General features: G+C 47.7%; 7 protein-coding genes. All 7 read left to right on the forward strand.

Features of this window, described 5'->3' with window-relative positions:
- Positions 1-204: 204 nt before the first annotated feature.
- The 7 genes from ACETMN_RS13375 (at position 205) to ACETMN_RS13405 (ending at position 12,062) form a co-directional block, all read left to right on the forward strand.
- On the forward strand, positions 205-6,915 hold the full coding sequence (locus tag ACETMN_RS13375; RefSeq protein WP_411736232.1) for an isopeptide-forming domain-containing fimbrial protein: 6,711 nt from the start codon (positions 205-207) through the stop codon (positions 6,913-6,915).
- Complete coding sequence (locus ACETMN_RS13380; protein WP_091016864.1) at positions 6,912-8,603, forward strand: DUF11 domain-containing protein; 1,692 nt, start codon at positions 6,912-6,914, stop codon at positions 8,601-8,603. Before ACETMN_RS13375 ends, ACETMN_RS13380 begins: the two co-directional genes overlap by 4 nt.
- A 153-nt stretch (positions 8,604-8,756) precedes the next feature.
- Complete coding sequence (locus ACETMN_RS13385) at positions 8,757-9,014, forward strand: YolD-like family protein (protein WP_036608707.1); 258 nt, start codon at positions 8,757-8,759, stop codon at positions 9,012-9,014.
- Positions 9,015-9,114: 100 nt separating this feature from the next.
- Positions 9,115-9,234, forward strand: a complete 120-nt coding sequence (locus ACETMN_RS13390) for a hypothetical protein (protein WP_017688846.1) — start codon at positions 9,115-9,117, stop codon at positions 9,232-9,234.
- A gap of 156 nt (positions 9,235-9,390) precedes the next feature.
- Entirely contained in the window at positions 9,391-9,894 is a 504-nt protein-coding gene (locus tag ACETMN_RS13395; protein WP_036608705.1) for a ferritin, read from the forward strand.
- Positions 9,895-10,365: 471 nt separating this feature from the next.
- Positions 10,366-11,106: a polysaccharide deacetylase family protein gene (locus tag ACETMN_RS13400; protein ID WP_091016861.1), complete on the forward strand. Its 741-nt coding sequence runs from the start codon at positions 10,366-10,368 to the stop codon at positions 11,104-11,106.
- A gap of 44 nt (positions 11,107-11,150) precedes the next feature.
- Positions 11,151-12,062 carry a hypothetical protein gene (locus ACETMN_RS13405; RefSeq protein WP_091016859.1) on the forward strand — a complete coding sequence of 304 codons (912 nt, stop codon included), beginning with the start codon at positions 11,151-11,153 and terminating at the stop codon, positions 12,060-12,062.
- Positions 12,063-12,183: the final 121 nt, after the last annotated feature.

Consider the following 12,183-nt stretch of genomic DNA (forward strand, 5'->3'; position numbering starts at 1 on the left):
ACGACAGAATTACTCTCGTATAAGATAATTATAAATCACAATGAACAAAACGCAAATGTATTTAACTGTTATGTGAGAACAAGACTCACATAATTTTCGAGTTATCACAAACTTTTTATGGAGGACAAACAAAACTCAACAATACACTCATAGACTATATACATGGCTCCGTTCCATATGTAGGAAATCATTGATGAAGGGGAGGTGATCTTCATTCCTCTTGTCGTTCGTTCAACCGTTAATGCTACGGGAGCAATTACATTTACAGGAAATACGCTTGGACTGAGTCGTTCAGAAACGGCGGGAGTACCCGGAACACAGGATAGTATTGGAGGTTTTACCACAACCAACACCAGCGTCCAATACGGCACCTACCCACTGGGGACCACAAGCTTGTATCAGAGTAACAGTTCCGCTGCTATCCTTGTTCTTCCTGCGGGAAGTACCGTTCTGTATGCGGAATTAATCTGGGGCGGAAGTTATATCAATGGAACTGTCAATCTGAGCTCAGCGATCAACAATCCGGTAACGTTCACCACCCCTGCAGGTTCATTCAGTGTTACACCTGACCCGGTGACTTACAATCAGTTTGATCTGGGTAACAACGCCGCAGGTTATGTACGTTCAGCCAATGTGACGACACTTGTACAAAATGGGGGAGCAGGTACATATATCACCGGAGCAGTGGTAGGGACTATAGTTATTACAAATGATTCCACGGCCAATCATGCGGGATGGACACTTGGCGTTATTTATCAGAATCCCAATCTCCCTTTTCGCAACATGTCTTTGCGTGCAGGCGGCGTACTTGTGCAATCCACTTCACCACCGGTCGTAACAACATTGACTGGATTCGCCACCCCCCTCTCCGGTGTACTCGGAGGAAGAGCGCTGTTCAGTGCCCAGGAAGGTGACGCGAACCGGACTGGAGATCAGGCATTATTCGGGCCAACCTCAGCTACATCGGTTGCTTTGTCCGGGCCCAATAATCTGGCTGCGAACTTTTTTGCATCCCAAATCAATGGGGATACGGGAGCGCTTAACACAACGGGCACCTTCGGAACTCGAAATCAGATCAACGGAGCTCCGGGTTCCAACATTGTCGGTGGTCGTCAAGGCTGGGATATCACCAATGTGGATGTGTCAGCCAGGCTGATTAACAACCAGTCTTCTGCTGTGTTAACGCTGACGACCTCGGGGGATGCCTACATTGTCAATGCCAATGCGATTCAGGTGGATATCAATGCGCCCAAAATTACAGTGGCCAAGGCATCCGTTGCCTCCGGCGCGGTGGCGGGAGATAGTGTTCTCTATACTGTTACCGTCAGCAATGCAGGTACAGCCAGTGCGGCCAGCGTTGTGTTATCCGATTCACTGCCTGCAGGGCTTACCTTCATTCCAGGGAGTGTAACGGTCGCAGGGATACCCCGCCCAACACTCGATGTGACCGCAGGCATTCCGCTGGGTTCATTAAACCTGTCCAGCAGCATCGTAGTCACCTATCGAGCGCTCATTGGTCAGGATGCAAGCATATTGCAGCTGGTGAATTCAGCGAATGCCGCTTTTACATTTCAAAGTGTGGCAGGGGGGGCAGTGATTACGGGAGTTATTCCGTCCAATAACTCCACCCTTACTGTTTATTCGCCAAACCTGTCCGTTGTGAAATCGGCGAGTACCACCAATGCCACGGTGGGTGACCTGGTTACCTATACACTCCAAGTGAACAACGGAGGGAATGTTGCTGCCAACGTTACATTGAGGGATAACATACCAAGTGGTAGCTCATATGTAGCAGGTAGCTTTCGTCTGAATGGAAATGTGATTGCTGGTGCCAATCCGGTTACTGGCGTTAATCTGGGGAGCCTCGCGGCAGGAAGTGCCAATACCGTGACCTTTCAGGTGCTTGTAACAAGCTTGCCGACACCGCCGACTCTTGTGGATCAGGCTACGGCTTCTTATTCCTTTAATTCACCTGATGGTCGGACGATCACGGGAAACATCGCCTCGAATACCTTAACGATCCCGGTAACATTGCCCAATGTGACCACGGTAAAATCAGCATCCGTTACCGATGTTGCAGTCGGGGAGACCTTCACGTACACCATAGTTACTACCAACAGCGGTATTCAGGTGATTAACAATGTGGTACTTACAGATGCGCTCCCTGCTGGAACAACCTTTGTTTCTGGCAGTGCAACCGTAAGGGGAACTGTCGTACCGTCTGCGAATCCGAGCAGTGGCATCTCTATTGGGACATTGGCGGCCGGAAGTTCTGCAACGGTGACGTTTCAGGTGAATGTGCAGTCTCTTCCTGCTTCAGGTTCTTTAGTTAATCGAGCGGTAGTGTCCTATAGCTCTGGTTCGTTCACGGGCATTTCCAACTCCAATTCCATTACAACCCCTGTATACCAAGCTGTTGTCGGTATCAACAAGTCGGCAAGCCAAACCAATGCGACACTGGGGGATCAGATTGCATACACACTTACAGTCACGAACAGTGGAAACATAGCGACTCAAGTGAATGTGACCGATACGATTCCAGCGGGGCTGACGTTTGTCCCGGATTCGGTAACCGTGAATGGTACTGCGCGTCCGGGAACCAGCCCCTTAACCGGTATAACGCTGGGCAGTCTCTCGCCAGGTGCTACGGCAACGGTCGTATTTCGCGCAACACTGAGTACACTTCCATCTCCGCCAACACTGGAGAATCAGGGTACCGCAACTTATACGTACCAGCTTCCCAGCGGACGGAATCTCTCAGGGTCAAGTCAATCCAATATCGTTCGAATACCTGCATCGGCCCCTAATATTTCGATTAGCAAAACGGTAAACACACCTGATGCGACTGTAGGTGACATCCTTACCTATACCGTTATTGCAACCAATGCCGGAATTAGTGCGGTCCAAAATCTGGTGATTTCGGATGCACCATCCGGCTCTGAATTTGTCCCGGGTAGTGTCACGATTAATGGATCTGCTGTTACAAGCGCAAGCCCCGTTGCGGGAATCGCAGTGGGTACATTGAATAGCTCAAGCAGTGTAACTGTGACCTATCAGACCCGGGTGAATTCTGTTCCATCCACAGGTTTGGTTAGTAACCGGGCCAATGCAGCATTTACATCAGGCAGTTTTAATGGTGTTTCTTCTTCCATATCGGTAAATACCCCCATATTTCTGCCAGTGATTCAAGTGGTGAAGTCAGCAAGTACAACAAGTTTGACGGTAGGAGATACGTTTAATTACACCATCCAAATTAACAATACAGGTAATATAGCTGCAACGGTTACCTTGACAGATCCCATTCCAGCAGGAGCAGTATTCAGCACAAATAGTGTCATTATTAATGGCGTACCTACACCTGGGGTCAGCCCGGAGGTAGGGATCAGTCTGGGAGAGATTGCTGCGGGCACAGGTGCAACGGTCACTTTTGTTGCGACGGTTACCAGTTTGCCAGATGCAAGGCAGTTAATTAATCAGGCGGTTGCTTCGTTTGCTTACACGCTTCCAAGTGGGAGAACGATTGCCGGATTCTCGTCATCCAACACCATCACGATTCCTGTCTCTCTACCCAATGTAACGATTGTCAACAGTGACAATGTAGAGTACGGCGTAGTCGGGGATGTCATTCGATACACGTCTGTTATTCGTAATAACGGCACAGTAGCCGTTAATAATGTGGTATATGTCAATCCTCTTCCTTCGAATACCCCATTTGTACCCGGAAGTGTCATTGTGAACGGGACTTCGTTCCCGCTCTCCAATCCGACCGCCGGCATTCCAATCGGTACGTTGGCTCCAGGAGCCGAGGTTACCGTAACTTTTGAGGTGACGATTACCATGCCGATTCCTTCGCAGATTAACAATCAGTCGACGGTCAGCTTCACATCCGGTTCATTTTCAGGGTCATCATCGTCCAATACCACTCAGACTCCGGTCATACAACCGCAGATTTTACTTGTCAAAACGGCAAATACCGTAAATGCGACCGTAGGTGATACGGTTGTATACACAGTAACGGTCAGCAACACAGGCAATCTGGAGGCAAATGTTACCCTGACAGATACCATTCCTGCTGCGACTACTTTAGTACCCAACAGTGTGGTTGTATCCGGTGTGCCACAGCCAGGAGCGACGCCAGCAGCAGGCATTCCGATAGGTATTGTAGCAGCGGGGGCGATAGCTGTTGTCACGTTTGCCGTTGTTGTGGATTCACTTCCATCTCCGCAGCAGCTTAGCAACTTTGCTACATCATCCTTTACATTTACACCTCCAGATGGGCGGACGTTGACTGGCTCAGCCACTTCGAATACACTCACGTTCCCGGTCTCGTCACCAAACGTCGCTGTTGTCAAAAGCACAGCTTCCACTGCGGCTACGGTAGGCGATACGGTGACCTATTCCATTCTGGTGACCAACAGCGGAATTGCACCGGTGAGCAATATTCAGTTTTCAGACCCGATTCCAGCTGGATCCTCCTTTGTTACAGGGAGTGTCACAGTGAATGGGGTTGCGCAACCCGGAGCCAATCCGGCAGGTGGGGTACCCCTTGGTACATTGGGGCCCGGAACGTCCGCGACGGTCACATTCAGTATCCGTGTCGACGCGATCCCGCCAAGTGATCAGTTGAGCAATCGCTCTACGGTCAGTTTTACCTCAGGTACATTCTCAAGCACAACCTTTTCAAATACTGTGGTCACTCCGGTGTACCAGCCTATTCTCTCAGCACAAAAAACAGCCAGTACACAAAATGCTACCGTTGGGGATACAGTCAGCTACACGATAACCGTGAACAATCAGGGAAACTTTGGAGCCCAGATTAACCTGACAGATAACCTTCCAGCCGGAACCATCCTTGTTCCAAATAGCGTTATTGTAAACGGTCAACCGCTGCCAGCAGGAAATCCAGCAACGGGCATCCCCGCAGGCAACGTGGCTCCCGGAGCTACGACCACCATTACCTTTTCAGTGGTTGTTGATACGCTGCCAAGTCCGCAACAACTGGTGAATCAGGCTTCTGTAGCTCTATCATATACATTGCCGGATGGGCGGAACATCACGGAGTCAGTTCTATCCAATGTGTTGACCATTACCGTATCGGCACCGGATGTCGATGTCGTCAAATCCACAACTTCAACGGCGGTATCAGTTGGTGATATCGTAACGTATAGCATCGCTGTAACCAATAACGGAATTGCAACGGTCAACAATGTGGTTTTCACAGATGCAGTGCCGACAAGTACCGTTCTTGCGCCAACCGGCGTGTTTGTCGATGGTGTTCTGCGCCCTGGTGCCAATCCTTCTACGGGAATAACGCTTGGTTCCATCGCACCTGGCGTTACGGTAACCGTTGTATTTAGTGTGCAGGTCGCGGCGCTCCCGGCAAGTGCAGTGTTAAACAATCAGTCCACGGTCAGCTTTACATCAGGGGCTTTCTCAGCAACCACATTCTCCAATACGGTTACAACTCCGGTCTTTCAACCTATTCTGGCTGCAGTCAAAACGGGAGATCAGACGATAGCCACAGTAGGGGATACCGTTGTGTACAGCATCGCCATCTCCAATACCGGGAACTATGGGGCATCCGTCACGTTGACCGATACCATTCCGGCAGGAACAGAGCTTGTTCCAAATAGCGTTATTATTAACGGGGCTTCAGCACCAGGTGCAGATCCGGCTTCGGGTATTCCGCTTGGTGTCGTTTCCACAACAACTCTAGTTACCTTCTCCGTTGTGATTGTGACGTTGCCTTTGAGCCAGTCCATCACCAATCAGGCTTCTGCTACATTTTCGTATACATTGCCTGATGGAAGAACACTTGGAGGCACGATTACGTCCAACGCACTCAACATTCAAGTATCTGCTCCGAATGTCAGCGTTGTGAAGACCACTCCGGTGATTGATGCTGTGGTGGGCGATACGATCGTATACGAGATGGTTGTGACCAATGAAGGAATTGACCCGGTAAACAACATTGTGATCACCGATCCGATTAACCCAGCCACCACATTTGTTGCTGGCAGCGTCTTGGTAGATGGCGTTCCACGGGCCTTGGCAAACCCGGCGCTGGGCATAGCCCTTGGTAGTTTAGCCCCTGGAGCATCGATAGCGGTATCGTATGCAGTGCGGGTCAATACGCTTCCAACACCACCACAAGTGAGCAGTCAGTCTTCTGTAAGTTTCACATCGGGTGTTTTCTCGGGAGCAGCGTATTCCAATACGGTTGTAACACCAATCTATCAGCCGATTATTGCCGTAACCAAAACAGGGAGCACCTCCAATGCAACGATTGGTGACACCATCACCTATTCTTTTGCCATTAACAATAGCGGGAATCTGGATGTAAGTTTGACATTAACGGACAATATACCGAATGGAGCCGTACTGCTTCCCAACAGTGTTCTGATTGATGGTGTTCCACAGCCAGGTGCCAATCCGGAGACGGGTATCGTTGTGGGTACCATACCGTCCGGAGGTACGGTTATTGTAACGGTTACCCTCGAAGTGACTGTAGATTCGTTGCCTCAGGATCAGCAACTGGTTAACCAGGCGGTGGCCAACTATACATTTAGTCCACCCGATGGCCGTCTGTTGACAGGGACGGTATCCTCCAATGTTCTGGTGATTCCGGTATCTGCACCAAATGTGACTGTTGTCAAAAGCACAAGTGCGGTTGATGCCGTTGTCGGCGATGTGATCACCTATACGATTGTAGTAACCAATAGCGGCATTGAAGTGGTAAATAATGTGGTCATGGTTGACCCGGTACCTGTCGGTACAGTATTTGTGCCAGGAAGTGTTACGGTGGATGGTGTGCCAAGACCAACAGGGAATCCGAATACAGGTATCACACTTGGATCGATTGCTGCGGGTGCTTCCGTTACGGTTACATTCAGAGTAGAGGTTGTGGTGATATGAGCCAATCTTCCGGTCCGTTGTCCCACTGGCTAAAGAATCAGTCCCTGGTTCGATTCAGCTCGGGTGCGACTGAACTGGAACAGGTATCCTATTCGAATACGGTTGTAACACCGTGGATCGGCCCCAGGCTTGAAGTCAGAAAAGTCTGCAATGTCACGGAGGCTGCCTTGGGGCAGTCTCTTATCTACCATGTTGAAATTGTTAACACCGGAAATCTTCCGGCCCTAGTGTACCTATTGGATCAGCTATCTGCAGAGACGGCACTGCTTCCCAATAGTGTACTGCGTGATGGTATTCCGTTACCGGGAGCATCACCGGAGAGAGGATTGCCTCCAGCTGAAATCGAGCCCGGAGCCACGTTGCGATACCACTTCCAAGTTGTAATCTTACGTTTACCTGAGACACTGAAGCTGCTGAATCAGGCACAGGTAAACTATGAGTTTTTGACACCGGAAGGCAGAACGGTTACGGGTATGGAACAATCCAATATCGTGGAGGTCAATCTGGTCTCATCCCGGCTGGAGATCTCCTTTCAGGCGGATCACATCTATACCTTCTCAGGGGATATTGTCATGTACACCGTTATCGTGAGCAATCCGGGTTTTATTGCAGCCACGAATGCCCAAGTAACGATTTCTTTGCCACAGGGAATTGTTTTTATACCAGCGAGTGTCATCGTAGATGAAATGTTTGCGCCACAAGTAACGCCTGATACGGGCATACAACTTGGAGAGATTTTGCCCGGAAGCTCAATTCGGATACAATATCGGGTTCAGGTTATTGGGGGAAGCGATGCGAATGGAATATCAAGTGTAGCTGTACTGTCATATATCTCGGCAGGACAGCAGGAGACGGTTTACTCCAATCAGGTTACTCTGGAAGTGTTACAGCCGCAGGTCTCTGTGCAGAAAAGTGTGCTCCCAATAACGGCCACATTGAGTGATGCCGTTCAATATAATATTACCATCTCCAATGCAAGCAGTTATGCGGTGGATGGAACTCTCCTGGATGTACTGCCAACAGGTGTAACATTTGTCGAAGGCAGTCTGCGCTGGAATGGGGTTAAACGTCCCGGAACCAATCTGGCTAAAGGGCTTAATCTGGGGACGTTGACAGCCCGGTCGGTTCTGAATATTCAGTTCGAAGCGAAACTTCCAGATCGAGATGAATCGATGCCTGATGACTACAGGTATGTGAATCATGCTAGCCTGATGTATACATTTCGATTGCCAGATTCACGGTCAGTGCAGCGGATGATTACATCTAATGAAGCTGTGGTCGAATTGAAAGCGCCGATAATTCAGGCTTACGTTCAAGTGACACCCACATTGGTCGAGCAGGGAGGTACCGTCACTTTTCAGGTACGTGTGGGGAATACAGGCAATTTGCCGGCGCGTGTACAACTTGGGAGCATTTTACCTGAGGGTGCCAGATGGCTTGGGCAAGCTACGGGTGAGATCCAATTGAGCTTACCAGAGTATTCCACACCACGGGTTCTGCATGTGGGCGTGATTGAGCCTGGAACGGAAAAGAACATCTCGTATGTAGCGAAGTTAGCTTCTGAGAAGACGGGGACGCTGCAAGGAGCCTTGATTGCTCGGTACACGTATGAATGGAATGGACAAAAACGGGCTGGCGAAACCCGATCGAATGAGTACAGCATCATTGTGGAGTATGGAGAAGAATAGGAGGTATCACGGTTAACGGTAACTTGCCTGAGGAATTTGCTAATTCTGGTTGCCATGAGATTACACGAACGTAAATGAATGGTATACTAATTGAATATGAACTCGGCAATCAACCCGTGGAATCGGGACGTCGGAGTAGAGGAGGCAGCCACATTGGCAAAAGCAAAAGTAGCAAAAAGACCTACACGGGATGAATTCGAACTTGAAGAGTTGGGAAATCAACTAGTTGAAGCTTTTCGGGAACGTTCGGAAGTACTGTTGACCGTATGGGGTAAGGAAGACCAGGTGCAAGGAGTCATCGTCAAAATGGACTCCCGTACACGACTTGTGCATGTAGAGTATACCGAAGAAGAATTCACAGCGAAGGTGCCTTTTCTGGATATCATGCGTGTGCAATCTCCCCGGTACTGAACGAAAAAAACAGCAATCTGAATAATTAGGGCATCCGCCCTGTCAAAGTCGATCTTCCTGCATAAGATAACCCATACCTGTTGCAGAGGAGGTACGGTCAATGAGCGAAGTATTAGGTGGAGAAACAAGAGGCTACGGATACGGAGGTTTCACTTCTGTAGGTGCCATTCTGGTTCTGTTCATCCTGTTGGTTATCATCTCCAAAGCGTTCTTGGTATAATTGCATATCTCTAAAGAATGAAAGAAGCTCTGTCATTGCGGCAGAGCTTTTTTGTACGTTCAGTCCTTGGCGAATTTTGTAGAAAATCGGTGTAAGTCCTGCTGACGTTATGTTAGAATATAACCATCCCTAGAGAAAGAAAGAGGTGTTTTGATTATGAGCCAAACGTTAACAGAATCTTTAAATGAACAGATGAACTTTGAGTTTTATTCTGCTCATGTATATCTGGCTATGGCAGCCTATTGTTCCAGCAAAAGTCTGGATGGATTTGCGAACTTCTTCATCGTGCAAGCGGAAGAGGAGCGATTCCATGGCATGAAAATATACAAATTCCTGAATGATCGTGGACAACGTGCCACACTTGAGGCTTTGCCAGAACCGAAGAATGAATATGCTTCAATGCTGGATGTATTTGAGCATGGTTATGCTCATGAACAGCAAAACACGAAAAAATTCTACAATCTGGCTGACATCGCTCTGAATGAACGTGAACATGCAACGATGTATTTCCTGAAATGGTTCATTGATGAGCAGGTTGAAGAGGAAGCTTTGTTTGACAATATTATTCAGAAACTGCGCCGCATTGAAAAAGACAGCAATGCCTTCTACATGCTGGATGCCGAGTTTGGCAAACGTTCGTTCACTGCTCCTGCTGAATAAATGCACGTAGGGACTCGATAAGATTCCAGCGTCAAAACACCATTTACATACAGCATGAGGTAATGATCCTGAAAGCAATGGGGGCAATCTCCTTGCAAGGGATGATGGTTTGATGCCATATGCTGATTGAAGACAAAGAAGCCTGCACTTGTGCAGGTTTTTTTGCATGCATAGATATTTAATGATTGTATTGATTTGCTTGAATTGGAGTAAAGGTCTATCAAAATTCTGAATGTGGGTAATAGAGGATATGTCACATTTGATCTATCCTGACGGGATCTTATTTTGCGCAAATCTATCAAATTCGTATTAAATTTTAGGTTTATCTGACAAAAGTGTAACTCTACCGTAGCCTTTGGAGCGAGAACAGGAGCCACTATCTTTGATAGTATTAGGATTAATCGCCAAGGGATGAAGGTAGAAAAACATGGACACCCGGGGAAATATAACACACAAGGGAGACTTTTAATTATGCTACATATTCGTAAATCTATCATGGTCACACTTGCTATTTTACTAATCATTCCACTATTATTGCCGCAGTCGGTATCTGCCAAATCAGCTGCATCCAAGGATGGTGCAAGCAAACAAAATTCAAAGATTATATACCTGACGTTTGATGATGGGCCAACCGCTCATACGGGTCAGTTACTGGATATTCTGGACCAATATCATGCGAAGGCAACGTTTTTCATGCTGGGACCTCAAATGGAGCAATTTCAGAAGGCTACCAAACGAATCGTAGCTGACGGGCATGGATTGGGTCTGCATGGTGTGACTCACGTTCCAGGCAAATTCTATAAATCTGCATATAGCGGATTGAAAGAGATGCAACAGGCCAATGCAAGTCTGAACAAGGTTGCCGGAGTTAAAACAAGTCTCGTGCGGACGCCATATGGTAGTAAACCTTATCTCAAATCGGCATTCCGTAATGTACTGCTGGGCCAAGGTGGATTCCATCTATGGGATTGGAATGTCGACTCGGAAGACTGGAAATACAAGAAAGATCACCAGAAAGTCTATAACAGTGTAATGAAACAGATCCACAATGTGCAAAAGAGCGGAACAACACCTATTGTGCTTATGCACGACCAGGAAGCAACGCTGAAAGTATTACCGCAAGTGTTAAAAACTTTGAAGGCAGAAGGGTATCGTTTTGAAGTATTAAGCAAAAAAGTGCAGCCGGTTAACTTCTGGAACGACAAGCGTTAATCTTTTTAATTTTTAGCTTGGCTACAACGAAGGAGGTACACATCATGAAGAAACAACCATTATGGATCACGATTCCAGTAACGACAGCCGTTTTACTTGCTCTGGCAGGATGTGGCGGACCGGATTCAAATGCAGCATCATCAGAGAATAGTTCTTCATCAACGACAACAGTCGGTGAGCAGACCGAGACCGGCAGTGGTGGTGCTGATTTCTCTAATGAAAATGAAACAGGAACCAAAGAGAATACGGGCACAACAGATAATGAAGACACATCTGGATCCAAGACAAATGACAACCAAGTTGCCACTGGTCAATCAGGTGTGAATGATGTGATCAAGCAAGTTCGCAACCAGTTGAAGATGAAGGATGAGGCGTTACCCACTTCATTCACATTGGACAAGGATACATCTTTGAGTGCAGCAATACTGTCCAATACTGCTGATGCATTTAAGGTGAACTTCTATGCTACCACTCAGTCTGTTGCCATTAATGATCAATCTTTAATGGCATCCGACAGTAAGATTCCTGTACTGGCTACCTATGAAGTGAAGACCTATAAGGACCCGAATCAGCCAGAAATTTTCCCTGAGACGGACCTGAAAGATATTCCAGCAGATATGGCTGTGGATCTGGGACATGGCATCAAAGGTATGAGTGAAGGTGCCGCAGGCAGTCAATATCTGACTTGGCAAGAAGGTAGATGGACGCTGGAAATTCGTTCGGTATCCGAAGATGAAATGAATAATCCGGGTATAGCGAAGAAAATGGTGGAGTACCTGGAGTCAAATACCTTGCCTGTACCCAAAGATAAAGGGTACATCAAGGTTGAATATCCAAGTGGTGGACAGTCTGTTCATGTAACAATCTCATGGCAGGACGGTAACCAAATTCATCAGCTTAAGACCGATCAAGTGCCATTAGAAGCTCTTGGTATGGTTGTATCTGTGAAATCTTGAGTATTCTACGGATATTCTGCAATGTAGAAGAGATGAGTGTGGGATGGTTACGATACACCTAAAAAAAGCTTGCCCAGGAAGAAATTACTGGGCCAAGCTTTTTATTTTGAGCATGTTATCG

The organism is Paenibacillus sp. M2, assembly GCF_046713495.1.
Lineage (GTDB): Bacteria > Bacillota > Bacilli > Paenibacillales > Paenibacillaceae > Paenibacillus > Paenibacillus amylolyticus_B.

Bases quoted from the DNA above. Each gene is read 5' to 3' on its own strand.
- ACETMN_RS13405 (WP_091016859.1), top strand. From the start codon at position 11,151: ATGAAGAAACAACCATTATGGATCACGATTCCAGTAACGACAGCCGTT.
- ACETMN_RS13395 (WP_036608705.1), top strand. From the start codon at position 9,391: ATGAGCCAAACGTTAACAGAATCTTTAAATGAACAGATGAACTTTGAG.
- ACETMN_RS13400 (WP_091016861.1), top strand. From the start codon at position 10,366: ATGCTACATATTCGTAAATCTATCATGGTCACACTTGCTATTTTACTA.
- ACETMN_RS13390 (WP_017688846.1), top strand. From the start codon at position 9,115: ATGAGCGAAGTATTAGGTGGAGAAACAAGAGGCTACGGATACGGAGGT.
- ACETMN_RS13380 (WP_091016864.1), top strand. From the start codon at position 6,912: ATGAGCCAATCTTCCGGTCCGTTGTCCCACTGGCTAAAGAATCAGTCC.